Consider the following 25,749-nt stretch of genomic DNA (forward strand, 5'->3'; position numbering starts at 1 on the left):
GGGAGTGTGACATTCCAACTTTGCAGAAACAGGACACTTTAACTTTGCGGCTACATAGAAGGATCGCGTAATCTATCTTATGGAACAATCGAGATTCAAAATGGCTTTCACCTATCCCATCTTGCTCCGTCATATCACGGTTCGATGTCTGTCTCCTCGGGGAAGAATTTCATTGCGTACTCTGGATAGTCACCGTCGAACAAGACTTTCTTGCTGTACCGATCCGTGATCGTCAGATGCAATTCATCTGCGTCTGTGGCGACGTGCTGGAACAGATAGAGGTATTCGCTGTCGTCGGATATGCCGTCGGCGATACGAAATTCACGTTGAGCGTCTGCCAACATCAAGCCCATCACCGCCTGACAGAGCGATATTTGCGGATGATGACGATAGGAATTCATGTCACCGGCAATCTGCTGGCGAGCCGTTTTCCAATGATGTAGCACCGTGGACTGAAGCAAATAGGGTTCGGTATCATCGTGCTTATAGAGATGGAACCTCACCATCGGTGGATTATCGCGGCCTGGGTAAGGCGAGATTTCGAATACGAACGTTGAACGGGTGGACAATCGTGATCTCCTTTTTGCAAATCGCGCAGAAGCTACGGTTAAACGACTAACAAAACATGATGGAATTCAATGCAGGATAAACGGAAGCTAACTCGACGTCATAGCAAGCCGAATTCATTGGCAATTGAAACAAATCGGCCCGAACGTTAATCCAAGCGCCGGAGACTTGAGTCAAATTGCGCTCAAACGATTCGATACTTGAGGGGTTCGTTTCCCTTTCTGAGATTTTCGTTTCAAGCCTTCAGATTTCCGATTCACGATCGACAGGACGACCAGGATATGCCGAGGGACACGCTGACAGAGCGCAATCGCAAACAGCGTGAACGCCAACGCGACCTTAGAGCGCGGCAACGAGCGGCCAAGCGGCCCGACCGTGACGACGTCGCGCGCGTCATGCTGCAATGGTTCATCGTGGGCGCAGTTGCCAAGGGACGACAGAAGGAACTCGAACAGAGTGAGGATGTCATCGTGAAGCGTCTGGTCGCCCAGGGCTTTGACGAGGCTGCTTGCTACGACGTCTTCGACCGTCTGGTCGAGAAGTATTCAGGCGAGCACTGGGACTTTCGCCGCAAACCGCATCTGCTGTTTCCCGACGGGGCACCGGATGACGACATGTCAGACTGAGGCTTGAGTCTGATCGTGAACGGATCCCACTCGTTACGCTTGGCTTCGGTTTTGTGCAAACGGTGTTTCCATTCTGGGATGTCTTCTCCCCGTGACTTCTTCAAACGCCGTTTGCAGATGAATCGATTCATTGGAGCTTTTGACGGTTGCTTGCCGGACTTGGCTCCGCTCCGCGCGGCTTGGCTGACGGGCTGCTCACCAGTCTCCAGGCGTTTGGAATTCGTTAACCACGATGACGCGCAGGTGCACTGGCCCCACCCCTTTGTGAGCCCGGCGTTAACCGCGTTCCGGTCCTGTTCTCTTTTTTGACGGGGGGACCTTGAGATCCGTTCCGGGTCCTGCCAGGAATGGGCGGCTCCGTGATCGGAGCAGACGGCCCAAGGCAGCGCGCCAACGCTACCCAGGGCCTGACCCTCAAGCCTTCTCGTGAAAGGAATCGGGCTATGACCAACCTACACACTTCCTCGCCCATGGCGAAAGCTCCGAGTGCCGCATCTGCGGCGTCATCCACCGACAATGGCACAGCAATGCCGCCCGTCCATCAGCTTTTCGCCGGCCGCCTGCCTCAACGGATCGAACCAGAGGGCATCGAGCCACCGGCGCTGCGCCGCCACGCCCATCTCGTCCGTTACCCTGACGTCGAAGCGGATTTCGACGTCCTCATCGACAAAGCGATCGCCGCGATTGCCGAGGGCGGGCCAGTCAAGGACGAGATTCTCGGCCACTATGTGAACATCGCCTCGCTGGTTCGAGCCGTCAGTTTCCGCGAAGGCAAGTTGCTGGAGCAGGCTGTCGAGCGGCTGGCCAGGGTCAACCCGGATCTGGTCGTGCTGATGCAGTCGATCAAGCTGCCCTTGGTCAAAGCCGCTATCGAAGCGGTTGCTGGCAACGACTGGAAGCACCTCGACGGTGTGCGGCTGGATTGCGATGCGCCGGCGAAAGGCAGCTACACACCAGACCTCATTGTCGTCAACCTCGCCAAGCGGGCCGCTTTTGTCCTCGACCTCAAACGGTCCCTGGCGTCGTACGGTGATACCAGCCGGCTCGAAGAGCTGAAGTTGAAGATGTTGGCGTCAGCGATGGTGTTGCCGGACTGGCTCTACAAGACTCAAAAGAGGATGATGGTCGAAACGGTCGGTGTTGCCATCATCGACGGTGCCAGCCGTCCAAGCGATCATGCAGCGGGCGTTTGGGCCTTGTCCGAGATCGACGACCTGCTCGAGATTGAAGGAGCAGCCCTCTGCATGGCGCAATTGCGTTTGCGCTTTGGGCTGCGGGTCCAGCAACTGCTCGAAGCAGAGGCACGACGCGCGCTTGCGATCGCACAGCCCCCCTTGGCAACACCCCCACCAGCGATTTTGACATCAGGGCGACGCTTTGGGATTTTGCGTTCCACCTCCCCTGCACTCGTCTGCCAGGATGTTGCCGATTGTGGTGACCACTCCACGGTCTGCAACTGCACCCGGTGCGATGACGATCCTGACGTTGACGGTGACGATGGTCGCGATGATCCCGAGGCGCTTGCGCACGAACATAACGCCTGGCCACCTCAACATATCCGCGTCGGGTTTGCGCGGCGTCTCCTCGACGCCTAAGGCAACCGCCCGTTTACAGTGAGGCAGTTGGCTGCGGCTCTGACGCACGCAGCCAGCCTTTTCCATGTCCCTGTTTTGAACACGCCGTCCACCCAAGCTGGACCGGCGAGGAGATCTTTGTGGCTACAGACATCGTTTCCGAGTTACCACCACCCCACACACGCCAGCGTTCCGAGGCGTCGTCGGCGCCGTGCCGCACGCGTTTGCCCGCCTCCCGCGATGATCCAGCGGTGCCCGATGATCCAGCCGTGATTGTCGGCCTTGCCCTCGCCGTCGCGCGACAAGCAAATGGCGGTATGACGTCGATGCCGTCCGTGCTGCTTGATCGGCTTGATCAGCATGCGCGCCAGGGAAACGCCGCCTGCAGAACCGTTCTCGATCATGTGACCAGGAATACCAATGGATATTGCCACTCCCTAGGCCGCGATGGCGTTCAATGTGCCTTGGGTCAGGAAACCTGCGTGGCAATTATTGCCGCGCCCAGTTTACCGACGTCGGAGGGCAATTGATGGATCGTTTGTCTTCCTTCTTGCTGCGGCGCCTCCGGCATGTTCAACGCAAAAAAATCCGTCGTCAGGCGGTGTGCACTGGGCTGTTGTCGATGGCCACCACTGTGATCAACGGGCATGTCGTTGGGTGCTACCGGCCTCTGTTCGACCCCCGCCATCTGGCGGGTGACGTCGAGCGCGACCGGCAATGGCTGCAGGACAACCTTGCTGCCTTCCTGGTGGAGCCACCAAGCGATACTGCATCGCGTTCTGGTCAACCCGACGTCACGCCAGACTGGCCCGTGCAGATCAGGCGAGGTGGTCCGTCTGTCGCTTTTGATGCAAGCGCCGCCGCCTACGCCGTCCGCATGGTGGCCAAGGCTGGTGACGTGCCAAACCTCAAGCACATGGCAACCGTGTTATCGCTGGCCGCCGCACTGCAAGGGTCGCACGTTTCGGTGCGTGATCTGGTCATGCACCTTCGGCAACCGGCATCCGTCTTCTCGGTAGAGGTTCCAGTCGAGGGCTTTGAGCGCTCCTTCACGCGCCTCATCGAGGAAACAGACTTTATGCCGTTCGGACCCTATGTCGGTATGGCTGCCAATTTTGCCTTCGTCGATGACCTCTGGTGTTGGGTCGGCGGCGAGACCAAGCGCGTCTTTCTTCAGGTCGCTGCCGAACGTCCGAGCCGCTCATCGATGCGCGAGCAAATCCTGTGGGCGCTGGCGCACGCAGTTCCGGTTCTCGGGCTGACCGAGACTGCCTCAGGCATTCCGGAACAGATCAATTTGACCTGCGACGTCCGTATTACGGGATCGGAGCTGGATGGCAGATTGATCACCGATATCCTTGAAGCGATCTTTGGCCGTGAGGTGGTGACGCGCAACGATAGCGCTATTGCCGAGATCGATGCTGGCACCTTGACACTTGACGACCTCGCCATCGCGATCCGGCCGGGCCGACCGTTTCAAGCGTGTCTCGATGCGCTGGTCGGGCTCGCGACGTTAAACCGTGAACAGGAGAGCGATGAGGATGGCGACCGCAAAGGCGATGGCGCGCCGAAGCGACGTATCGCCAGCCAGAGCAGCAGCCAGTTGCGCGATAAGTTGGATGGCAAGGCAGGCGAAGACGCCTCGTTATCGCAAGGCAGGAGAAAGCAGGGAGCAGACAGGCGCCCGACCGAGGTTGAGGTCATTCACCCGGAGTGCGTCGGTGAGACAGCAAACGCTGCACAACCGTCGTTGCGGGTCGAGACCCTGACCGGTTATGGTCCAGCCCAGGATTGGGCGCTCGGTCTCAGACAAGATCTTGCGGACTACCACGCCAAAACACTGGCGTGGTCGCAGATGAGCACCAAGCTTCTTCTGTCCGGACCACCGGGAACCGGTAAGACCATCTTTGCAAGGGCACTGTGCAACACGCTGCAGGTTCCCCTGGTGGTAACCTCTGTCTCGACCTGGCTTCAGGGGGAATATCTCCATGATGTGCTGAACCGGATGGCGGATACCTTTGCGCAAGCCAGATCCCAGGCGCCGTGCATCCTCTTCATCGACGAGATCGACGGCATTGGATCACGCGTCTCGACGTCGCGCGAATACGGTGACTACTGGAATGCCTGCGTCAACAAGATGCTCGAACTGCTGGACGGTGCAGTCAAAAGCGAGGGCGTGATCGTTGTCGGCGCGACCAACCGACCTGACACCATCGATGAGGCGTTGCGCCGGTCAGGACGGCTGGAGACCCATGTCGCAATTCCAAAGCCGGACATTTCGGCGCTGGTGGGTATCCTCGCGCATCATCTTGGCGATGATCTCGACACCATCACACGTGATGTGCACCGCAACGCAGATGAGGTCCAATGACAATGATGGAGACGACGGAACTGAAGACCCGCCTGAAGAGTGACACCGAGGCATCAGGAAGCCAAGACGTCGAAGGGGGAGATCCGCAGGGAACGACCGACGCGGTACTGGCGGCACTTAAACGCCTTGCGACGCGCGCCATGGGTCTGACCGGTGCTGACGTCGAACGCATCGTGCGCGAAGCAAGACTGAGAGCGCGGCGCGAGAAGCGACCCCTCACCTACGCCGATCTCGAGGACGGGGTTCGGGGTCATCGGCCGCCACTTCCCCATGATGTGCGGTGGCGACTTGCGATCCACGAGACCGGCCACGCCGTCGTCCATCACGCGCTGCGCCTCGGATCGATCAAGGGCCTGACGATCGACAGCTTAGATGGCGGCCGCAACGATCTGTCCTTTGCCAGTAGCGGTCCAGACACTTGCGCCTGGTATGATCGAGTGCTGGCATTGCTCATGGCGGGCAGAGCCGCAGAACTTATCGTTCTCAAGACGGCCTCTGCAGGGTCGGGCGGCGCCGAACAGAGCGATCTTGCCCGTGCCACACGCATGGGCCTCGACATGGAGCAGACGCTGGGCTTTGGACGTCGCTATCCGCTTCTCTATCTCGAGCACAAGGATCCGACCGCAATCCTCAGCCTTGACGCGGATCTGGCAAACCGGATCCATCAAAGGCTCGAGTTCGCCCAGGCACGCGCGACCGAGGTGATCTTTGAGAACCGTGCTGCCTTTGACAGGTTGGCGCGCGCGCTCTTCGACGCCCAGGCACTCGACGGCAAGGCCGTGATGGACATCTTGCTGAGCACCGACTGAGATCCAACCGAGTGGCGGACCCCAACCTTGGCGGGGCGAGACACGGGAGGCGGCAAGCGCACCAGTTCAACAAGGGCCGGTTAGCCACCAAACTCCGATCTCACGCCGCTGAGCCAGCGAACCGAGCCGGAATATTGATCGGAAGGTCAAGTCCACCGAAGGGCTGCCAAAAACCAAACAACAGAAAGGGCCGACAAGCGGCCCTTTTGGTGGTCCGAGACGGCCGGACAATCCGGCCGCTCTTCCTGGTGGCGCTTACACCAACATCGGCAAAGCGAGCGATGCATCATCGAGATCGGCAAGTTCGACGTCCGGGACAAGTGCCGGCACGTTGCCAACAGACTGCCGTTTCGATGCCGAACCTTCGTCCACCACTGCAGAGTCCCCTTCGACGTCTGACACCGCAACGTTGCTCAAGACCGTGTACTCGACGGCCTCGATCATCGGCCTGGCCAACGGCCACTTGGGCTTGCTGTCTTTCGAAACGCCCCATTCAAGCACCGGCACCACTTCCGTCTCGAGCCAATCTTTGACCAGCCCGGCCTTTGGCCAGTCCTCGACGTTTCCGAGAACGGATAGCGTCTGTCGGACCTTAGCCCACTCGCTACCAGCCGGGAATGCCGCCAGTCGCGTATTGCGACCGAACTCGAGATCGGCCTCGATGAAGAGGGCCAGACTCTCCAGCTCCAGGCGTGTAACACGGGATAGCTCCTGAACTGATCGCGACAACTGCTCCTTGATCACCCGTTTTTTTGCAAGTGCCGCGCGGATGATGTCCAGAATGTCACGGACATGCGCAATGAACGCTTTCAAGCCGGTCCTTGTCTTCTGAGCGATAAGGGCCTTCAGACCGCTTGCGCCGCCGCTTGAGAAGAGTTGGGCGTCAGGACCCTCTTGCCCGTCGTCATCACTTTTGCCACCCTCGAGAATGGTTTTGACATCCGCGACCTTAAGACCGCCGTTGTCGTCAGCAAAAGCGATCGCTTCCTGAATCTGATCTGCGCTTGCAGCACTCAAATGGAAGAGAACCGTTGATCCGATCGACAAATCGACAAGGTCATCGCGGTAGTCGGACAGATTGCGGAAAACCGCCATGTAGTTGCGGGCACTTCGGGCTTTGATGCCGCAACGCTTATCGATCCATGTGTCGAACGCGCCTACCGGCACGATTCCTGCAGCCCGCAGCAAGAGATCGCCAAGTTCGAAAACCTGGTCCGTGCTACGGCGCCCGAGTGCGAAGATGTGGTCGGCGAAGCCTTCAAGTGCCTGGGCGACGTCATCGCCAACTTTGAGCGTGGTGTAGAGAGCGGTGGATGTCAGAGAACCGCGGGTAGTCAAAGAAAGGTTGGCCAATTGTGCCTCCTCAAGAGTTGAAACAACGTTCAGCACTGATCGTGTTGAACAACCCTATAATCCTGCATATCTAGAAACGTGTCAAATTACAGTATATCCAATTATCAGTATAAATTAGATATTAAACTTCGAAATTGATAACTCTCTGATTTCTATACATTGTAATTCGAAATAGAAATATGTATATAAAAAATTTAACGATTTTATAGAATTTTTTGCTATCGCACATCTCAGATATACATTTGAAGATAGATCAAACTTTTCATCAACAATGCCCCCAACCACAGAACAGACCCTCCCTAAAATATTATTTGGGCGCTAAAATCCGGATCAATGTAAAAACGCTCGCTGGGGACCTCCGCGATTACGTTGCGAACGAAAAGAGATATCGCGTGAAAAACTGTCACCTGCAGCACTGGTTCAGGGAGTTGGCGCACCGCCTCCCCTTTCTGCCTTGACGAACTAACATTAGGGCCTCTCCGCCTTGCTCCAAGCTTCGTGCCGTGCCCATGTCACGACTGGCATGGGTCAACCTTGAGAGGAAGACGAATGGTCAAACTCATCAGCTTCACGCAGTCTACAAAATCGGATTCTCCGGTTTTGATCAATCCAGAGGCTGTTGTCGCAATGTACGAAGCGCTCTTAGCCTTTATAATTGTCATGTGGCGGAAAAGACAGGAATATGGCGTCCGTCTTGCGCTTGATGTAACGTCGTCTCAGGTCAATTGTGACCTGGAGAAGACATCAATGTGGAAATCCATACTCGTCTGCGCAGCCCTGACGTCTTTTGCCGCCGCTCCTGCAAGCGCTGAACAGTGCAGAGATACAAAGGGAAAATTCATCAAGTGCGAGCCAGTCAAGAAAAAGGCTGCTCAGTGCAAGGATGCCAAAGGCAAGTTTGCAAAATGCGGCACGACCGGCGCGATGCCTGTGAACTGAAGCGTATCCAGCCCCATCTTGTCATGTTACGGGCGCGGCTGTTTGCCCTTGCGGGACTGGGGCCCAAACCGAAGCCGGTCGGAAAGATAGGTGTCTGCGCGCCAGCAGCGCGAAATAACAAGAAATCCATCTGACCCAGCAGGTTTCTTGCTACCAGAAATTTACCAGGCATTCACTTTTGCCGTGCAGTTTCGACACCAAGCGCGAAATGTATTCAGTACGCGCGTCATCCTCAACTTCGCCCGCCGACCTGGCGGGTTTTGTTTTGGTTTCACGGCTGCCGATCTGGAATAATCCACCAAAATAGCTGCACGAGGTCTCGCCACGTTCTGGCCATATCTTCCCAGGCAAGGACGGCCTGTCGGTAGCCATAAATTGCCAGAAGTGTAACGGCGAACAATACCAGCCACGGCCATATGCGGCGCTTTCGTTGTGATCCGCTTTCGATCTCGTTCAATGTCGCGCCTGCTTTTTCTCTTCTTGTTCGATGTCGTACTCAGCTTGCTGGACTGCTACCTCAATCAGATATGTGAGCATGCCCCGATCCACAGCACGAACTAAATCATGCGCCAGCCTGAGCGCTTTGAGCGCGTTCCTCAATTCTTCCATTATCACCTCCGGTTGAACGCTAGATAAAATTACATCATGCTTTCAATCAACCGATATTAAGAACCGTCTTGACTCATTTGATGATGAGAACATGAATAGAACATCGCTGGCACGGGGTGCGTGCTTTCCGAACATGCACTGCGGCTGCCCCCGGCGCGCTGGATGATCTCCCATCATTCGAAGTCCGAGCATGGGCCGTCCGCTGTCCCCTCCCCTACCGAACCGGGCCATTTATAAGGGCCGGCGCCCGGTAGCCCCGGATAGTCTTTCGTCGCAAAATGTCAAGAAACACGATCAACGCGTCCTCCCCTCGCGCGAAGTGCTGCGTCTTGCATTGGCCCCGGCAGCCAATCCTGCCCCAGGTCCGCGTGAGACACACGTCTCCAAACAGCGTGGATGTCATGTCCAGCACGTAGTACCGCGCCATGTTTCGGGGGGCATCAATTCGTTCGATATAAACATGGTTGTGCTGTGTACTCATCCCGGCAGAATCGAAAATCTGCCTGCGGATGTCCAACGACAGTTTTGAATCGGTTCGTCGATACCGATTCGAAATATTGATACGATCTGCTTGCGCGTGACCTGTCACCGGACTTGGCAAAACACCGCCATGCGATCTTTAGAGCGCTGGGATAAAGCCGCTGAATGACCCGTGTTCATTTCGCAAACGGAATCGCGCCGTGCCGTTCGCGCGTTCCGGGGGAATACCGGTGATGAAACCATGCGAATGCGACGCGAACCGATTACGCTTCATTGGTCCTAGCTGATATCTCGCTTGTGATCCACAATGCCAAGGCAATTGCACTGAACGTGGCCCCGAGGAGAGAAATCCCCATCCAGCCGAACCGCGCGTAGGTTGTCGTGGCAGCAATAGCGCCGACGGCGCTACCAACCGAGTAGAACACCATGTAGCCTCCAACCAAGCGTCCGCTCTTTTGCGGGTTGAAAGCCACGGTGGCGCTGAGATTGGTGACGTGAACGGCCTGTACCGCCAGGTCCATCAAGACGACGCCCACGACCAGCCTCACCATTGAGACCGGAAGGAGAGCGATCAGTCCCCAGGATGACAGCAAGATCGCTAGAGAACACCCCGTTGTCCATCGGCCGTGACCTCCATCCGCAAGTCTTCCTGCGCATGTTGCGGCAATCGCTCCCGCCAGCCCAACCAGGCCAAACAGCCCTATCCTCGTGTGTGAATAGGAAAATGGCGGGGCGCTGAGCGGAAGGGCAAGCGCGGTCCAGAACGTGCTGAAGGCAGCAAAGATCAAAAGTGCAAGCACGCCTCGATACAGCAAGCTCCGCTCCCGGAGAAACATGGTTGGAATAGAGAGTAGAGCATGGGCATACGTCTCCACGGTCCGTTTCGCAGATTGGCGCGGCAGCATCGCCATGAGAACGACGACCATCACGAGTGTGATAAATGCAGATGTCAAATACACCGCCCGCCATCCGCCGATATCTGCAATTGTTCCTGCAAATGATCGCGCAGCAAGAATGCCTGTTACGATTCCGCTGGTAACCGTGCCCACGACCCTACCCCGCTGGGCCGGAGTGGCTAAGGCCGCCGCCTGAGCGACAAGTGTCTGTACGAGAACTGCCGACAAGCCGACCGCACTCATGCCTGCCAACAACATCGCGTTCGTTTCCGCTGCCCCGACAATCACAAGAGCGATCCCCAACAACAATCCCTGAGCGATGATGAGCTTACGGCGGTCGATGAGATCGCCAATCGGCACGATGAAGATCAACCCCAACCCATAACCGACCTGCGTCAACATCACGATGAGGCCGACCGTGGCTGGCGGTATTCCAAGATCATGGGCCATCAGGTCAAGCAAGGGCTGTGCGTAATAGATGTTCGCTACGCTGAGACCGGCTGCAGCCGCAACAATCAGGGTCTGTAGTCCAGACAATCCCTGCTCCCGCGTTCCTTGCGCGGCATAGTCTATCTTCTCTTTCATTTGGTGGCCCTTGTGATCGTATTTTTGGTGCACTCCAAGACCACTTGGCTCAACGCATTTCTAGTTCTAAGATAGAACCAGATTGTTAAAGATGGAGACCTGTACCGATGGTGAAACGTGTAAGCCTGTGGAATTCCGGTTGCCCGGTGGCGCGTTCTCTTGATGCAATCGGAGACTGGTGGTCGCTCCTGATCATCCGCGATGCTTTCGATGGTAAGCGCCGTTTTGGTGAGTTCCAGAACGGGCTCGGCATCAGCAGGGGTGTATTGGCCACTCGGCTTCGTGATCTGGTAAGGCGAGGAATATTTGAGACCGCACCAGCATCTGATGGAACTGCCTACCGCGAATATATCCTTACCGAGAAGGGACGCGGTCTGTTCCCTGTCATCGTTGCACTCCGCCAGTGGGGCGAAGATTTCCTGTTCACCGAGGACGAGGAACGCTCATCACTGGTAGAGCAAGAAACCGGCAGGCCAATCGCACGACTGGTTATCCGATCCGCCGATGGTCGATCCCTTGATTGGAGCGACACGCGGGTCACAGCCTGAGCATCTACCGGTCGGTTGGTTGCTCTCAACAGCTCACACCGATGATAGGATTATCGAAAAGTGAGGATGCCAGGGAGGACATGATGATACTTGCGTTCTGGGTAACAGCCGTCCTGGCGTCTGCGACGGTCCAACTGCCTCACGATGTCGAAGCATTTCTGGACCGTCGTGCTCAATGTGAGCATTGGGCGGGAGAAGACCCATATAATGGTCCGCGTGCCAGAGAAATCGAAGCAGCGGTGCAACGACTGCGTTGCGATAGCCTCGAGACGGATGAATCTCGAATACGCCTTCGCTACAAACGAAACCCATTCGTGATCAAAGCACTCGAACCAGAACAGCCATAGGCTCTGGATTGTGAAGAAGCGGAACGTGGCTCGGCGGACGTTGAAAAAAGTCTCAGCTGTCGTGAGCGCCCAAGGCCCACCAGTGGGCAGCATGGAAGGCTATCAAGGCGCAGAGGCCGATTACAGATACGAGAATGAGCGTTCTTCTCAAGAATCTCGCCACAGTCAGCCTCGATCATATTGGTAATTTGTCGTTGTTGCGAAAACCCCGAGTTTGTTTGAAGTGTTATACTGACTTTCGCAAATCTGCAAAAATCAGGATAATGGCGAGGGCCGCCAACGCTGTGAGTTGCCTATAGCTTGGATCGGTCCCTGTCCCGCCTCCATTGGATGAGGTAGCCAAAACCTGGACCGATCAGCGCTCCGCCGATAATCCAATGGATCAATGTCAGCGGCTTTTCGTCGGGATCATGCCCCGTCATAAAAAGGAAGAAAAAAAACGCGGCGATACCAGCTAACATCAGAGTAATCGGAAATAATATGCTTTTACGGAAGCCGTGCGTCATTGGTCTCTCCTATCGTTCAGAGCCACGGACTGGCTGGCCCTAGTTCTTCACAGGTTGGCTGACACCACGAACGTAGACCATAGCCTGTTGCAAATATCGCGATTAAATTTCGGTATTGCGCCTGATATTTGCGACGCAAACACCGGCACCTTCGATCATCAAAATCCATATTCTACTTTTGTTCGTCAAGTTGGCCAAAATCCCACGTTCAAGCCGACTGGACCTAGTCCTTGGCAAACGTTGTGGCCGTCTCGGCCGTGCTCACCATCGTATTGTAGGTTGACACCAGCCACTGCATATCCTCGCCAGCCCCTTTGCGAGCGTCGCCTTTTGCCTTCTCCAGCTTCTCGTCGAAATCACGCAGCTTCGATAAGAGCGACGCCGGCTGCGATTCAAAAACGTGGAACGAATCGGGATGCTCCAGCGAATAATCATCGAACTCCCGCACTGCGCCAGAATAGTCATCCAGTGCTTGTTTGAAATTGGTCATCTTCACGACTGGACGCTCATTTGTCGGCATCATATCCATCACCGCTTCTGCACGAAACATCACGTTGCGGACATGCCAGCGAGACTTCTTACCCTCGCTTTGTTCCAGCGCGGCCAGTGATGCCAGATCCGCTTTCACCTTCTCCGTGCGGAGCGCGGCATCTACCGTCTTGCGACGCTCCTCAAATGCGGGAGCAAGCGCAGCTATCTCTTTATGGAAGCCCTTGCCAGCCTCCATCTTATCGCTCTTGTAGTCCTGTCTCTCGTAATATTTGTTGGCGCGCTCAATGACGGGCGCAAGCTGCTGGTACGTCTCGACATAGGCGGCCATTGCAGCATCAAGCTGTGGCATCTTGGGGGCTGCCTGCGTAGCGGCGATCGCGGCAGAAGCTTCATCTCGGACGTCGTAAAGCGAGTACAGGCCGTAGATGATCCTTTCTTTGCCAGTGGGTCCCTTTTTCATATCCACCCAACTGTCGTACCTCTCCAGCGACTCTAATGCTCTGAGCGTCCGGTTCAAAAATCCAACATAGGTGTTCAGCTTGGCCGTGACCTCTTCAGATACCGCCGCTTCCGAAACAGTCTGTGAAAATGCCGGACGAGACACGAACCCGACTGCGAGCGGATTTTGCAAAACGAAAACAAGCGCCGTAGCGGCCATGAACTTCTTGAAAAACGCCATCAAAATCTCCCTACAATCGTGATCATACATCTGTGTTATGAAAGGTGCCAGGGCACTGGCTGCTGCCCAACTCTGGCGTATATTGAGACATGAGGAAAGATCAGCTGGGGTCTGAAACGTTTATCGCGGTTAACAGTGTTTCGATACGTTAACGAACGAGTTGATCAGCCGGAGGAATATCCAAGAGGATAGAGGATCTCTTGTTCTGCCTTATGGGGTCACGATACACTACGCTGACTGCGAGCGCACTGTGCGCATCATCAACCGGACAGCGCTCGCAGCACCGCCTCAGGCTCCTTCTCCATCACACGCAGAAGCGTTCGAGCAGCACCTGATGGCTGTCGAGCCCCTTGCTCCCACTTTTTGTACCCCGAAGCGCTCGTCCCAAGGAAAGCAGCCATTTCATCCTGCGTCAGATGCAGCTTTTGGCGGATCGCCTTCGCGTCAACAGTTTCCAGATCAACGGCAGTGACACGCATTCCCGCAGGGTCCCTGCCCTGCACATGACCAAGAGTTTCGGTCATAGCCTGAATCAAATCCTCGCCGAATTTTGTCGTCTCGCTCATGGTTTGCTCCTGTACGTCGCTTTGATCGCCTTTGCGAATGCAGCAACCGCCTTGGCCTCTTCCGGCTTCAAATCCGTCTTTTCGCTCTTGCCGTAGACGAGAAGCGCATAGATGGGCGCGTCGTCGCTGTACCAGTAATAAATAACGCGTGCGCCGCCCCGTTTGCCTTTACCCTTGGCCCCAGATCTCAGCTTTCGGACACCACCCGCACCCGGTATTTCATCACCGGCCTGTGGATGGGTCGCCAGAAAATCAATCAGATACTTGCGCTCGTCGTCCGTGAACAGAGCCGTTGCCTGTTTGGCGAAAAGCGATGTTTCACCAATTCTTTGTATCGTGATTATAACCCATTGGGGTAGTTATGGTGGATCGTACGCGTTTCTGTCAATGGTCATCACGCCGACCGCTTTCCAGCTTCCCCGTTCAACCTCAGCAGTGCCATCACCATCGGCCCGAGCGAAAACTCGCCACGCGCCGCCCGGTTAGTGAGATCACGCAGATAGCCACCAGCCGAATTGATGTGCCCTGCCCTCTCCAGGATACAGGCAATCGCAACCGCTGCATTTTCCGGCCCCATGGTTTCGCACGCCTCCTGATAGGCGGACGGGCTTACACCCAGCATCGATCTCACCACGACGGCGGCCGACATGAGATCGCGCCAACCACCCACAGTGCCAGCCGGACCATAGTCGATAATCTGTGGGCAGGCCTTCAGCACAACACCCAGAGGAAAGGCCTTCAGCGTCTCATTGCTAGGCCCACGGTTCTTGCTCGGCTTTTCGCCCTGCTCTTTTTCAGAGCTAGGTTCAAGTTCATTTAAGGATTCGGATTTTGAATTCTGTATGTGCTGCTCAATATGAGCAGCATTGGTGCTATTAAATTCCGAATTTGACTGTGTATCCAACAGATTAAGGATTTCCTCGCGCAGAAGCTCGAGTTCATCGAGGATACTGGCTACGTCAGCGATGGTTGGGGAGCGTGGAATGCGGGCTACGAGGTCGATGTACATAGCCTCGATCGCCATCCAGTCGCCGTCAGCCCCCTCCTCTATTGCTGCCGTGATAAGCTTGCGGACATCACGGCGGCAGATCGTCAGGTTTTCTTTCGCCTTGCGGAACGCTGAGCGCGCCGCGACGACTTTCTGCGCGATAACAGCAAGCTCCTCGGAACGGGCAAGGATGGGCGAAAGGTCGAACCCAAAGGCATTCTCGATCTCGCCGGCGCCATTCTTCCTCGCGTAGCGCTTGCCGTTGGCACTATCCTTGCGGATGATCAGGCCTGCATCGACCAGAAGCGCCAGATGTCGGCGCAGCGTAGCGCCTGCCATGCCGTGGGCTCGAAGGATCAGTTGAGCATTTGAGGGAAACACGACGAGCTGCGCATCCTGGCGCAATTCGTTTTCCGGATAGAAGCTCAGAAGCGCGTCGAGCACAGCCAGGCTGTTCGACTGCAAGCCGAGTTCTTCTCTCGCTTCCGAGGCGTCACGGAAGACTTTCCATTTTTCGGCTGTCTTGCCAGCCTTAATCTCGTTTGTTGCCACCTGGCGCTTCACCAAGGCAAGCGTCATTGGCCGCCGCCCAAAAGGCGTCGTCACACTTCCCGTCTGCATTTCTTTCACCTTCTAATAGGCAAAGGAAAATTGCTCACCAAAACGATGCCAAAGACTCTTGACTGTGATTCGGGGAAATGCGATTCTCTTACTTGCTAGAGATCGAGAAGGGCTTCCACGGTTTACCGTTTGGGGGCCTTTTTCTTTTGCGGTTCAGTCTCCACTTTGCTGTTGATCGTTTTCGAAAGCCTCGTAGAGCTTGTCGAGATTATTGGCGAGATAGGCGCCGAACGCGGCGGCCTGATCCGAATTTTTGGGAGACTTCAGAGCGATAGTCACGCGCTTCCCGTCGCCTTTGATAGATGCTCGAACCAAGCCTCTTTCGCTTTCCCACGTTTGGGCCGGCGATTTTTCTTCTGAGTTTACTGCGGTAAACTTTTCTCTCGGGACCAAACGCTCCAACATCTCGAAACGAGCATCGGGAACAGAAGCGACAAAATCAGGTTCGCGAAGAACAGACCGTACCTTGTCGGCCATGGCGTCTTCTGACACCGCCCCACCAAGAGAATACCAACGGTCGCGGCCTGGTGCCCTAGCCGCCTTCACAGTGTCGAGAATATCGGCAGGAAATCGCTCGATAGCAGACAGCATCTTCGAGATCGTTGTCTTGTCAGCTCCAAGCGCCAACATGATAGTGTCTCGTCCGAAACCGCCTGTTTCCAGATTGTGTGCAAACATCGCTTTCTCGATGAAAGACAGGTCGGATCGCTGCGAATTCTCTTGTCCTTGGGCAATGACGTGATCACGGTCTTCCAGCGCCTTGACGACGGCACGAACAGGAATTCCGATCTCGCGGGCGGCTCGAACGCGGCGGTGACCAAATACGGTCTGATAGTGTCCTGCCCTTGTGGGGTGCGGACGAACCAATATGGGGGTGTCCTGACCTCGGGCGCGTATAGCCTCGACAAGTTCTTGAAAGTCCGCTTCGTCCATCGCAACGCGATCCGTGACGAACGAGCTATCGATCAACCCCGTATCGAGCTTAATAACAGTCTCACCCTCGGCCAGACGTCTCTCGATCTCCTGTGCGGCATCTGCACGCGCTGCGAGTTCGTCAATGCTTCTGGTTACGGCACCAAGAGCACCCATTCCCCGCGTGGTCGTGCGGAAGCTCTCTTGAGGTTTTTCCTCGATACCGTCAGGGCTGGTCTGCTTGTCTTCGTTCATAATTCCAGACAAGATATTTTTACGAGCCATGGTGCGCTCCCTGCCGAAAGTTTACTGCGGTAAACTCAATACACATCAGTTGCGACCCCATGCTTTGTATATCAAATCCAGCACTTCGGCATTTACCGCGTCCATTGCTTCGATAGCCCGGTCATATGTTGAACGGGTGAATGCGGCACGCTCAACTTCGTAGAGCGTCTGGTTCGTCATCGCGGCGTCTGAGATCGCGACACTTCGCAACATGGGGTTCAGTAGAACATGGTTTTTGAACATGGAACGCATGAACGCCACCATCTGCGTCTGTGGCCCATCTTGCGGATCGTATCGAGTGACAAGATACCGGAGCCAGTCCAGATTCATGTTACCGCCCACATTCTTAAGCGTGCTGAGAATGTCGCCCAGCATCTGCAGGAACTGGCACATAGACATCACGTCCAGCATCTGCGGGTGAACTGTAATCAGGACCGCAGTCGCTGCACAGATCGCGCTCATCGTTAGAAAGCCAAGCTGGGGAGGGCAGTCGATAATCACCACGTCGTAATCGTCTGCCACGGACGATAGAGCCTCATCGAGACGAGCGAAGAAAATCCGTCCGTAGTCCTTGCCTTTGCCTTGGGCTAGAATACGTGGGGTATCGTGTTCAAACTCCATCAGTTCAAGATTTCCAGGCACAAGATCGAGGTTGGGGAAATTGGTCTTGCGAATGATCTCGCTTAGCGGGCGCTGCTGTTCGTCATAGCGGATCGCTCCATAAAGGGTCTCGTTCTCATGCACATCGAACTCAGGCTGCAAGCCATGGATTGCGGAGAGGGAGGCCTGCGGATCGAGATCGACGGCGAGCACGCGATGACCGGACAACGCGAGATACTGCGCCAAGTGTGCGGCACTTGTTGTCTTGCCGCTACCACCCTTAAAGTTGACGACCGCGATTACCTGTAGCTTCTCGCCGTTACGACGGTGAGGGACATAATGTGTTCCGGCTCTGCCGCTGTGCTCTAGGAAATGACGCATCGCTTCCATCTGCGTCGCCGTATAAGACCGGCGACCGGAAGCGGTAACCTGGGGCTGCGGCCCTTTGCCTTCGAGGGAAAGGTTCTTCAGGTAGCCACTTGTTACTCCGACAAAACGTGCAGCCTCTGCAAGCTGAAACTCGCGCAGGTCCTTCATCGCCCGTGGAGGATACATCTCCAAGCGATGCTGCTTCAATTTTTCCGACAGCTCTTGCGCCTGACCAATGATAAGTTGATCGACGTCAGAAATTGCCGTTTTATCGATATGAGCGATATTCATCGCGAAAAACCCTAAATGCGTTTTCAAGCTCACACGAGCAATGTAACCGCATTTAGACCCGATTCTACGAGTCTGGCAAGGAAAACAAAGTTAACAAGAAGTTAACTGGAAAACTACGGCGTATAACGAGTTTACCGCAGTAAACTTTTGGAGCCATTTACAAAGCGTATTGGCAAACATCGCACACAGGCGAGTCCCAATGAGCGTCGTACCAGGGTTGCATCGTCTGCCGCGCCAGCCGCCGGACTCGTTCACCATCAAAATCCTTAAGTAACGAAATCCCTGATCGCATCGTGAGCCTCCCGTGTGCGAAAGAGATTAAGATTAACCATGCGTTGGGAAGGCCAAAGAGTAGAAACCAGCGTGTCTTCGTATAAGGCGTTTTAGGGCCGGCGATAGATTGCCCATGATTTTCTCGCGCGCTTTTCGGCTGCTTTGTACAGTTAAGGAAAGCGGGAGAAAATGACCGGTTGCAAGCGTGTCTTATGGGATCAAATGCAGCACCCTCAGACTAGAAATGCAACCTGTAACGGGCATTCGGCCGTAATCAGCGTGAGACGCGCTCTGGCGGCCGTCTGCGGCGGAAATGCCTGAAAATAAGGGTACCGGAGGAGGGGAGAGACATGAGACGAAACAGGCATTCCTCGGCACAAGTAATGTTCCCGGTAGTTTCGCTATCTGCTCTCAGAAAACTTTTGTTATGCGGCAAGCTAACGCAGACGACCTCACGAAAAAAAATGCAATATTTTTCGTCTGAGACGTCCAAACCCATAACTCGCGACGGATGTCTCGGCACGGAGAAAACTCAGAGAGCAGCGAATTCGGCGCCCAACGCATCGTGATCTCCGCCTTCTTCATAGAACGAATCCCGAGCGCGATACGCATTGACAACATAGTTCTTAAGTTTCGGAAAATTTTGGCGCGGAAATTTGCAGGGATAATGTGATGCCTCGAAGTTCTCGACAGACTTGCTTTCCAACTTGTCCCAGCCTTCAAGCTGGTTCTTGCCCTCGAAACGCAATGATCGCAGTCTGGTAAGTTCCGACAGGCGTGACACGTTGCCAGTAATCTTGCTTGACACAATTTGCAAAACTTCGAGCTTTTTTAAGCTCAAAACATCGTCGATGCTTTTTATGGTCGAAGAGATTAGGAAAAGTTTTTTGATCGGCGAATTTTCGAAAAGTACAAGCGATCCGCTGAATCCGTGCAGTGAAAGATTCGTCAAATCGTGCCAGTCGTTGTCGAGGTTTCCAACCTTGTTGGTCTTCCAGTCAAGATTGAGCCAGCTTTCGAGCTTCGGAAAAAGCTCAGGGAGTCTGAACCGGAAAGAAATGCTTTGTGTTGTGATCTTCCTGATGTTCGGGAAATCTTTGAACACGTCGAGTTCGAGATCCTCGGGAAAGGCACCGGACCCGACTATACCGATCTCAACGATGTCGTTCTTTTTGCGGATGTCGCTGAAACCGGGAAAGAAATAGTCCTGCAGCTTATTCTCGGCTACATCCTCTACCTCGATCGAAAATCCGGTGCAACCATGTTCGTCGATGAGGTGCGAATAGGCCTTGAAGGCGGCCTTATTGAAATAGGCTATTTTTCGGAATGCCGGGGATCGCGTCTCCTCAATGAAGACGTATGGCCCTGTCATCAGGTTTTCCATCGTTCTTTCATCTATTTCCAAAATTATCTCAGACACTTAACCTCTCCATTTCCGCATTGGAAGCGCGAACGCCCCGCTGTTCTTGAGTAATCAGCCATGACTGCTTCCTTCTGGACCGGCGGCCGGGCATGGCTGTTGCGGATGCCGGCCATCACCGTCGCAATGTGCCTGTCTTTGCGATCAAGCGATTGACCGCGCTGGGCATAGTTCCAGCTGAGGGAGGAGAGACGTCGTTCAATGGTCGAGACAGAGTTGGCCTTGGTGCTTCCGGTCAACCGTGCCAGAAGCACAGGCTGTGATGGTAGCCCGACGGTTTGCGGATGCGGAGGGAGGGGAGCCAGCTTGGACCGCCGGCACCACGCGGAAAAATGCTTCCAGTCGGCGGCGTAGGCTTTGCGCGTATTGGCGAAACTTGCGGCTTCAACATAACCCTGGGGCGCGATCAGCAAGGCTTGCAAGATGGGCGGGCGTCTGGTCCTCAACGGCGAGAGAGGGGAGGGGGCTTTCGCCCGACACCGTCGGCCCGGAGACATCGCGCCCAGGCGCCGTGCTGAGAGACGGCGCTGAGATCTCCTCGGCGTGAATTTCTGTGTTCTGCTCGATGATTTGGGCCATTCTTTATATAAAGAACAAGACGTCCGATAATGCAACGTTATCGGACATGTTCAAGTGAAGACACCCGCGTGCGGTTATGGCGTTTGTTACTGACATGAATTGAGCATAATACCCAGACGACGTTGTACTCAAATCTCAGCAGTTGCCCCTTCGAACGTACGTGGTAGTGCCTCGTATCCAGAGCCGAGCAAGTTTTTGACGTCATCAGTCTGCGTTCTTCGAATGAATTCGATAAGGCTCGTTCCGGCAAAACGAATTGAAAAGCAGGCGCGGTCGATGACATGGAGCTTGAAAGAGTCATCCCGATCGCGCCGCCAGCACAAGTACTCGCCGTTGATGCTGCTGCCGAAGAAGCGAAGGTCGTCGAAGAAACCGGCGATGTCGCGGCTTTCGTCATCGTAGGGCTCAAGGCAATCGAGATCGCCGATCTCGATCCCGTCTTCCCGGTACTCTGCGACAAGCGAATGAACTTGGTCGCGGATTTCGACGCCTCGAACGAGGAGGCCATCATTGCCGAACATGCTGAAAGGCATTTCGATGACGAACAAGCCGTTGGTCGTGCCGTAGCCGAATGTCCGCGCGAAGATATTGTAGGATGGTGGTAGCGCACCGATCTCTGCTTCGACGGCTGAGATCTCTTCGACCGACGCCGCGCGGGTGACATTCGAACGGTCGAAAAGTTGGGTGACGTTGTCGGTCATTTAGGAGTTCCTTCTACTTTCTGTTCTGCCGCAGACCATTCGGTACGATGGTGGAGGCAAGCATCTCGCCGGCAGAGGTTCTGGCGGTGATTGCTACTCCGGTCGGCGTTAGGTTGCTACCATTATAAAGCGGGATCGCGACATAGGTGACACTGCAATTTGGATTTTTGCGCAAGAAGTCACGAACCTGTCGCTCAATCCGGCTCATCCCCGGATGGTTTGAACCGTCAGTCAGGGTCACGAGGTTACGGGGGTCGCTGCCCGATCTCCCCAGCGTATCGGCCAAAAGGTGGCTTCGCTGGTGGAAATTGGGGGCCGTACCCGATGCGAAGCCGGGCGGGTTCAGCGTTGGCGGCGAAGTGCCGGTTGGTCTAAGGTCACGGCTCGTAAGCGTGGCCCATACTCCGGTCGGCCTACCATAGCCATCCAGTGGTCCGTAGATCGGCGAAAGGCCGACCGGGTCGACCTCATTCATCGGATTGTCCACGTGGCCATGCGGCCGCGGCCCGCCGCGAATTCCCAGCGGATCAGGCGTTGCGTAACAGGCGGCGAGGTTATCTTAATAGCGATACCTGTTGTAAGTCAGGCCTGTGAATCGGCAGGGGGGTCCCTATGCCGATACGCACGATAACGCCTTGTTATTTTTCACGTTGACGGGGTCATTTCTGTACGCTTAATCACAATCATCGCATCGGAGACTGGAACGAGTTCGAAACCTTCATTGGTGGCGCTCTACTGGCGGTGTAAGCGTGGTCCGCGCTCAAAACCGGCATCTCGGGCGCAAGTCCCGATGCATCGGAGCAAAAACGAAAAGAACGAAAGGAGGCGCCGATGGAGCCGCAGCCAAAACTGAACGAAATCGTCTTTGACGAAGACAGGCTGGCTGATTTTCTGAAAAACACACCGCTCTCGGCCTGCGACGAAGACCAGAGGGTGCTTGCAGCCGTCTTACCCTGCGATCCGCACGCATTCTGCAAGCCGATCGCTGGCAAGGAGGCGGGCCATGTGCTCGTCGTCGGAATGGTCGGCTTCCAGACCTTTTTCCGGCTGCCTTCCAGCGTGACGTACAAGGGGCTCCGCGTGACCACCACTATCCCCGTGGCGGGTTTCGAGATCGACACGGCGACCGGCACGGTGACGACGAACATGCAGGAGTTGCGCAGCCTCTCGCGCTCGGAGACTGAGGCGGAGCGCGAGGCGGCGTTCGCGAAGCTCGCCGGCAGGTTCGAAGCGGCGAAGCCGAGACCAAAGCCGCGCGTCTTCTCATCGATCGTACTCGGCAGGGTCCGACCCGACGACTACGGCGACACATGGTTCGCCGCCCCCTTATCGATCCCCTATTTCGACGGCCGCGCGCTGCCTGTGCTGCTGCAGGATATCGGGCCGAGCGACGCCAAGCGGATCGACGCGGCGCTCGCGAACTTCCTCGCGCTAACGCGCGAGGACCGGCTGGCGGCCTCGCCGGCTGTGCTGGCGAACTGCAAGGAGTTTCTAGAAGCAATCGGCCCTGACGACGAAGCCGACAAGGCAATGTACGGGATTTCGGACCCGGCCGAGATCTGGCAGCACGTCTCCAACGAGGAGTTGCAGGTCGTGAAGGACGATTCCGATGGGGAGCCGGCGATCTACATCGCGCTAGCCTGCGCCTGCGACTGGGAACGCGAGCACGGCCTCCAACTCGTCTATCGAGACGGGAGGACCCTGACGCGCGTCAGCGCGCAGGACGGGCATGTGACATAAGCGGCATTCCCGGGACAGACGTAGACTGCCTCGTCCGCATCTTCGCGGAACCGTTCGTTGGCGAGGTAAAGCGCGTGCCCGAACGAGCAGTGATCTGGCATAGCCGCGGTGCCGTCCGAGTAATGACCGGCGATTTCGCTGCTGCGCTGCAGGATTTCGATCGTGCCGTTGCTCTGGATCCGAAGATGGCGCTGGCCTGGGGCTACCGGGGCCTCGCGCGTGCCCGCCTCGGCGAGATCGAGAAAGGCGTCGCTGATTTGAAGGAAGCAGCTCGACTCGATCCTCTAAATCCGATGATCGCGGCGGCATTGGAAGAGGCGGAGGTTACGCTTTCTGAACGATAGCTTCTCGCTTTACGAGCCTGGACCTTGGAGAGCGTACAGGAAGCTAAGATCGCGGTTATCGACCGGCAAGCTTCACCCGATTGCGGTTGTCACCAGAACCCGGTCGGCTGCGCGATCCATAGATTACGAACGGCGCAGGCGATCACGCTACATCACCTCCGTCTCTGCGATCGAGCGCGCCATCAATGGATCGGAACGTTCAGCCCAGACCCACAATCGCGTCGCGCGATCCTGTCCGATGACAATGCGCGTAAGTGCGTCGCGCGCCAGCCTGTCTAATGCATCAAGAGCCGCGTGTAAATAGGCAGGGGGCCCCGATGCCGATACGAATGATAACGCCTTGTTATTTCTCACGTTGACGGGATCATTTCTGTACGCTTAATCACAATGGTAATAGTATGACGCCAACCTAATTCGCAACATGCGGACCGTAGCTTCTCTCAAACCTCATGTCACGACGGGAAGCTCCTCGAAAGACGCTTGAATGCCGTGAGCATCAAGCGAACGCTTCATGTCTTCTGTAATAATGAATAGATGCGGCCTCTTTAAATCAACGAAGACGCCAATTTCAGTATCTGGGAGGCCGGTTATGACGTAATCCTGATGCTTGAACTTCTTGAGCTTCGGCCAGAATTGGGTAGGGCTTTTGCTCTCGTCAATTATATCAACGATCTTAGGACGCACGACGTAGAATCCTTTTATTTCGTCGCCGACCCATTCAAGCAGGTTTTCTTTGCCCCAGATGACGTTTGTTCGTCGGAAAGAAACGGCACCGTGAGTAATCGCTTCGCAGGCCAGTTTGAACTTATCGTTGAAGACCGGGACGCAGAACGACTCAATGACATCCGTAAAGTGGAAATCGTCTCTGTTGAAATCGTCTGCATTGAAATCGCCGTTGTAGACCTCACCCTTGTACATAGAACTGCGACAAGCATCGTGATCTGTGGCTTGGAGCTTGCACTCAGGGTGATTCTTTCCGCCGTAGATGGAATACAACATTTCTCTAGTTCCCTTATTTGTTCGTTTTCATTAGAGTTTGAACCATTTATCCGTTTCCTCGTGATCCACTTACGCCGTATAAAATTGTTGTCGGGCAATTCACTACACCGGATCTGGTGGGCTAACGCGAAATGGAAAAACGGATTAAATCTCGCTGAAACTCAACAGCTTTGCCATTTCAGCATCCTTCAGAATCGTAACTTGAACGTTCGATAACAGCGACCGCACGGCGTTCGGTATGGTATGAACTGGTTGATACAAGTGTACGGTCAGGTTCGCCCACTTGCCGAAACGCAGATGCGAAAGCTGGGCGCGGCCCGAGCGCCAGCGCCACCAGGAATAGACCGGTGGCCGCTCCCATGTCGCCGAACAGAAAGGCTGGCGTTTCCGGATTGGCAGCAAGGTCGGCCAAAGCCGATGAACTAGAGGCCACCGCGTAGCCGAACTCTTCGGCACGATAACGCTCACCATTAAGATCGACCATAAGTCGATTTGGAGTAAGTGTCCTGGTTGTGAACCGGAAGTCCTCGGCAAGTGCTTTACCGATTAGGCCCAAGGGATTACTCAGATTTTCCTCTTCCCGATTGCTCTTTATACCCGCCATAAACCAGCTTGAGGCTTTGATCGAGGTCAAATCGAAGATCAAGGCGACGATTGCGGAGCTTTACGATGCGGATACGGCAAAGTGGTTTATGGAAGCGCAGGGCAACCATCTTCTGGATGACAACCGCTTCGATGCAGGGGAGGGCTTTAACGTGCTGGTATTTGTGGATCCGGCCAAAACATTACGATCAAATTGACCGAGCTGAAACTGAGCACCAGCTGTCGCTCGACAGCTGAGATCATCATGGTGATCCACCCCAAAGAAACGGGAGGATGAGCAGCCAATCCAACGAGTTTTTCAACGAAATCGGTGCAAAGCTGGCTCCGCATCAATGGGGTGTAATGGGTTTGTTCTCAAAGCGAATTCTAAAGTTGCGACGTTGGAAATCCTCTCTGAAACAGACAAAAACCAGTTCAAGATCTTGTAGAGCGTCTTTCCGTCCCAGAAGGCTCAACGAAGCTACGATGACACCGTTATATCCGCGGGTGATCCGAAACGCTGCATTGCGCATCGCGATGGCGTCAGGATCACCACGATCCTCTCGACGGTCGTAGACAACCCAAAACCGGGCTGCTTTCCATGTCACTTCCAGCATTTCTCTGACGTTCGCCAGAAATTCTTCGCCGCTCATGGAGGGTCCCCACGACAGAGGCGTCTCGCCACCATCGTCGGCAACACTGAAATAGCCGTCGTATTCTCGGCCGGTGTTCAGCGCTTCCTCAATCTTTGCAAATGCCTTGTCTTCAGTGATCGTCGTTTTGAACAGGATTGTCATGGACTACGTTCCGAGCCTTTCCATCACAACATTCGTGCGGCTCGACCGCTGCGTCGTGTGGCATTGTTGTAATAGCTGGATGCCTGCTGAACAGAACGATGGCGTGATTGCTCCATCGCTTCGGGAAGCGGAATGCCCCGGTTCGCGGCTTCCGTCAGATATCCGGATCGCAGCCCGTGGGCCGAAAACTCCCTCGGTTCCAGGCCGGCCATAACCACACGCTGTTTCAGGATCGCGTTGATGGCGCCCGGTTCCAGCGCATGTTTGGACAGATTTCCCCAGCGATCGATCTTGCGGAAAA

General features: G+C 55.4%; 29 protein-coding genes and 1 pseudogene. 9 read left to right on the forward strand and 21 right to left on the reverse strand.

Annotation, left to right across the window (positions count from 1 at the left end; genetic code table 11):
• Window positions 1-134 precede the first annotated feature (134 nt).
• The gene (locus QRN55_RS24250) at window positions 135-569 is read right to left on the reverse strand and encodes a hypothetical protein (protein WP_233125074.1); all 435 of its coding nucleotides are present in this window, start codon (window positions 567-569) and stop codon (window positions 135-137) included.
• A gap of 279 nt (window positions 570-848) precedes the next feature.
• On the opposite strand from QRN55_RS24250, the gene QRN55_RS24255 reads away from it, so the two are divergent.
• A complete protein-coding gene (locus QRN55_RS24255) occupies window positions 849-1,193 on the forward strand; it encodes a hypothetical protein (RefSeq protein ID WP_233125073.1) in 345 nt (114 codons plus the stop codon).
• Window positions 1,194-1,636: 443 nt separating this feature from the next.
• Complete coding sequence (locus tag QRN55_RS24260; protein ID WP_233125072.1) at window positions 1,637-2,788, forward strand: hypothetical protein; 1,152 nt, start codon at window positions 1,637-1,639, stop codon at window positions 2,786-2,788.
• Between the two features lie 143 nt (window positions 2,789-2,931).
• Here the strand turns inward: QRN55_RS24260 and QRN55_RS24265 are convergent, their stop codons facing one another.
• Window positions 2,932-3,171 carry a hypothetical protein gene (locus tag QRN55_RS24265; RefSeq protein WP_233125071.1) on the reverse strand — a complete coding sequence of 80 codons (240 nt, stop codon included), beginning with the start codon at window positions 3,169-3,171 and terminating at the stop codon, window positions 2,932-2,934.
• A 218-nt stretch (window positions 3,172-3,389) separates the two neighbouring features.
• Between QRN55_RS24265 and QRN55_RS24270 the strand changes: the two genes are divergently transcribed.
• Both QRN55_RS24270 and QRN55_RS24275 read left to right on the forward strand, forming a co-directional pair.
• Window positions 3,390-5,138 (forward strand): AAA family ATPase, encoded by a 1,749-nt coding sequence (locus QRN55_RS24270; RefSeq protein WP_233125070.1) that lies wholly within the window; start codon window positions 3,390-3,392, stop codon window positions 5,136-5,138.
• A gap of 2 nt (window positions 5,139-5,140) precedes the next feature.
• Window positions 5,141-5,947: an ATP-dependent metallopeptidase FtsH/Yme1/Tma family protein gene (locus QRN55_RS24275; protein ID WP_233125069.1), complete on the forward strand. Its 807-nt coding sequence runs from the start codon at window positions 5,141-5,143 to the stop codon at window positions 5,945-5,947.
• Window positions 5,948-6,202: 255 nt separating this feature from the next.
• On the opposite strand, the gene QRN55_RS24280 is transcribed toward QRN55_RS24275, so the two are convergent.
• Window positions 6,203-7,300, reverse strand: a complete 1,098-nt coding sequence (locus QRN55_RS24280; RefSeq protein WP_233125068.1) for a hypothetical protein — start codon at window positions 7,298-7,300, stop codon at window positions 6,203-6,205.
• Window positions 7,301-7,849: 549 nt separating this feature from the next.
• Between QRN55_RS24280 and QRN55_RS24285 the strand changes: the two genes are divergently transcribed.
• Entirely contained in the window at window positions 7,850-8,239 is a 390-nt protein-coding gene (locus QRN55_RS24285) for a hypothetical protein (RefSeq protein ID WP_284778578.1), read from the forward strand.
• Window positions 8,240-8,692: 453 nt separating this feature from the next.
• Here the strand turns inward: QRN55_RS24285 and QRN55_RS24290 are convergent, their stop codons facing one another.
• The 3 genes from QRN55_RS24290 to QRN55_RS24300 all read right to left on the reverse strand — a co-directional run bounded on the left by QRN55_RS24290 (window position 8,693) and on the right by QRN55_RS24300 (window position 10,809).
• Complete coding sequence (locus QRN55_RS24290; RefSeq protein ID WP_156462609.1) at window positions 8,693-8,848, reverse strand: hypothetical protein; 156 nt, start codon at window positions 8,846-8,848, stop codon at window positions 8,693-8,695.
• A gap of 214 nt (window positions 8,849-9,062) precedes the next feature.
• Window positions 9,063-9,329 (reverse strand): WGR domain-containing protein, encoded by a 267-nt coding sequence (locus tag QRN55_RS24295; protein WP_062450655.1) that lies wholly within the window; start codon window positions 9,327-9,329, stop codon window positions 9,063-9,065.
• A gap of 262 nt (window positions 9,330-9,591) precedes the next feature.
• Window positions 9,592-10,809, reverse strand: coding sequence for an MFS transporter (locus QRN55_RS24300; RefSeq protein WP_284778579.1), 1,218 nt, complete (start codon window positions 10,807-10,809; stop codon window positions 9,592-9,594).
• Between the two features lie 107 nt (window positions 10,810-10,916).
• On the opposite strand from QRN55_RS24300, the gene QRN55_RS24305 reads away from it, so the two are divergent.
• Complete coding sequence (locus QRN55_RS24305; RefSeq protein WP_062450591.1) at window positions 10,917-11,357, forward strand: winged helix-turn-helix transcriptional regulator; 441 nt, start codon at window positions 10,917-10,919, stop codon at window positions 11,355-11,357.
• 640 nt (window positions 11,358-11,997) lie between these two features.
• On the opposite strand, the gene QRN55_RS24310 is transcribed toward QRN55_RS24305, so the two are convergent.
• From QRN55_RS24310 to QRN55_RS24360, 11 genes and pseudogenes are all read right to left on the reverse strand, one after another.
• Window positions 11,998-12,210 (reverse strand): hypothetical protein, encoded by a 213-nt coding sequence (locus QRN55_RS24310; RefSeq protein ID WP_062450593.1) that lies wholly within the window; start codon window positions 12,208-12,210, stop codon window positions 11,998-12,000.
• A 223-nt stretch (window positions 12,211-12,433) separates the two neighbouring features.
• Window positions 12,434-13,381, reverse strand: a complete 948-nt coding sequence (locus QRN55_RS24315) for a YiiG family protein (protein WP_233125066.1) — start codon at window positions 13,379-13,381, stop codon at window positions 12,434-12,436.
• Window positions 13,382-13,641: 260 nt separating this feature from the next.
• Entirely contained in the window at window positions 13,642-13,947 is a 306-nt protein-coding gene (locus QRN55_RS24320) for a helix-turn-helix domain-containing protein (RefSeq protein ID WP_062451719.1), read from the reverse strand.
• Window positions 13,944-14,291, reverse strand: a complete 348-nt coding sequence (locus tag QRN55_RS24485) for a type II toxin-antitoxin system RelE/ParE family toxin (RefSeq protein ID WP_350225204.1) — start codon at window positions 14,289-14,291, stop codon at window positions 13,944-13,946. Before QRN55_RS24485 ends, QRN55_RS24320 begins: the two co-directional genes overlap by 4 nt.
• A 50-nt stretch (window positions 14,292-14,341) precedes the next feature.
• Window positions 14,342-15,556: a plasmid replication protein RepC gene (gene repC, locus QRN55_RS24330; protein WP_233125065.1), complete on the reverse strand. Its 1,215-nt coding sequence runs from the start codon at window positions 15,554-15,556 to the stop codon at window positions 14,342-14,344.
• A gap of 153 nt (window positions 15,557-15,709) precedes the next feature.
• Complete coding sequence (gene repB / locus QRN55_RS24335) at window positions 15,710-16,753, reverse strand: plasmid partitioning protein RepB (protein ID WP_233125064.1); 1,044 nt, start codon at window positions 16,751-16,753, stop codon at window positions 15,710-15,712.
• A gap of 45 nt (window positions 16,754-16,798) precedes the next feature.
• A complete protein-coding gene (gene repA / locus QRN55_RS24340) occupies window positions 16,799-18,013 on the reverse strand; it encodes a plasmid partitioning protein RepA (RefSeq protein WP_233125063.1) in 1,215 nt (404 codons plus the stop codon).
• 805 nt (window positions 18,014-18,818) lie between these two features.
• Complete coding sequence (locus QRN55_RS24345) at window positions 18,819-19,706, reverse strand: leucine-rich repeat domain-containing protein (protein ID WP_284778580.1); 888 nt, start codon at window positions 19,704-19,706, stop codon at window positions 18,819-18,821.
• Window positions 19,707-19,759: 53 nt separating this feature from the next.
• A pseudogene (locus QRN55_RS24350) lies at window positions 19,760-20,285 on the reverse strand (integrase); the annotation flags it as partial.
• Between the two features lie 128 nt (window positions 20,286-20,413).
• A complete protein-coding gene (locus QRN55_RS24355) occupies window positions 20,414-20,986 on the reverse strand; it encodes an SMI1/KNR4 family protein (RefSeq protein WP_233125061.1) in 573 nt (190 codons plus the stop codon).
• A 13-nt stretch (window positions 20,987-20,999) separates the two neighbouring features.
• Window positions 21,000-21,461 (reverse strand): DNA/RNA non-specific endonuclease, encoded by a 462-nt coding sequence (locus QRN55_RS24360; RefSeq protein ID WP_233125060.1) that lies wholly within the window; start codon window positions 21,459-21,461, stop codon window positions 21,000-21,002.
• 356 nt (window positions 21,462-21,817) lie between these two features.
• Between QRN55_RS24360 and QRN55_RS24365 the strand changes: the two genes are divergently transcribed.
• Window positions 21,818-22,726: a DUF6985 domain-containing protein gene (locus QRN55_RS24365; protein WP_233125059.1), complete on the forward strand. Its 909-nt coding sequence runs from the start codon at window positions 21,818-21,820 to the stop codon at window positions 22,724-22,726.
• A 122-nt stretch (window positions 22,727-22,848) separates the two neighbouring features.
• Complete coding sequence (locus QRN55_RS24370) at window positions 22,849-23,070, forward strand: tetratricopeptide repeat protein (RefSeq protein WP_233125058.1); 222 nt, start codon at window positions 22,849-22,851, stop codon at window positions 23,068-23,070.
• 447 nt (window positions 23,071-23,517) lie between these two features.
• On the opposite strand, the gene QRN55_RS24375 is transcribed toward QRN55_RS24370, so the two are convergent.
• The gene (locus tag QRN55_RS24375; protein WP_233125057.1) at window positions 23,518-24,069 is read right to left on the reverse strand and encodes a hypothetical protein; all 552 of its coding nucleotides are present in this window, start codon (window positions 24,067-24,069) and stop codon (window positions 23,518-23,520) included.
• Window positions 24,070-24,247: 178 nt separating this feature from the next.
• Window positions 24,248-24,703 (reverse strand): hypothetical protein, encoded by a 456-nt coding sequence (locus QRN55_RS24380; RefSeq protein ID WP_233125056.1) that lies wholly within the window; start codon window positions 24,701-24,703, stop codon window positions 24,248-24,250.
• On the opposite strand from QRN55_RS24380, the gene QRN55_RS24385 reads away from it, so the two are divergent.
• Complete coding sequence (locus QRN55_RS24385; protein WP_233125055.1) at window positions 24,690-24,869, forward strand: hypothetical protein; 180 nt, start codon at window positions 24,690-24,692, stop codon at window positions 24,867-24,869. The genes QRN55_RS24380 and QRN55_RS24385 overlap by 14 nt on opposite strands.
• 132 nt (window positions 24,870-25,001) lie before the next feature.
• Here QRN55_RS24385 and QRN55_RS24390 read toward each other — a convergent pair whose 3' ends face one another.
• Both QRN55_RS24390 and QRN55_RS24395 read right to left on the reverse strand, forming a co-directional pair.
• Complete coding sequence (locus QRN55_RS24390) at window positions 25,002-25,448, reverse strand: hypothetical protein (RefSeq protein ID WP_233125054.1); 447 nt, start codon at window positions 25,446-25,448, stop codon at window positions 25,002-25,004.
• Window positions 25,449-25,471: 23 nt separating this feature from the next.
• A partial coding sequence (locus QRN55_RS24395; RefSeq protein WP_284778581.1) for a tyrosine-type recombinase/integrase occupies window positions 25,472-25,749 on the reverse strand: 278 nt, incomplete at its 5' end.

Source organism: Agrobacterium sp. lyk4-40-TYG-31 (assembly GCF_030209855.1).
In the GTDB taxonomy this organism is placed as follows: Bacteria; Pseudomonadota; Alphaproteobacteria; order Rhizobiales; family Rhizobiaceae; genus Agrobacterium; species Agrobacterium vaccinii.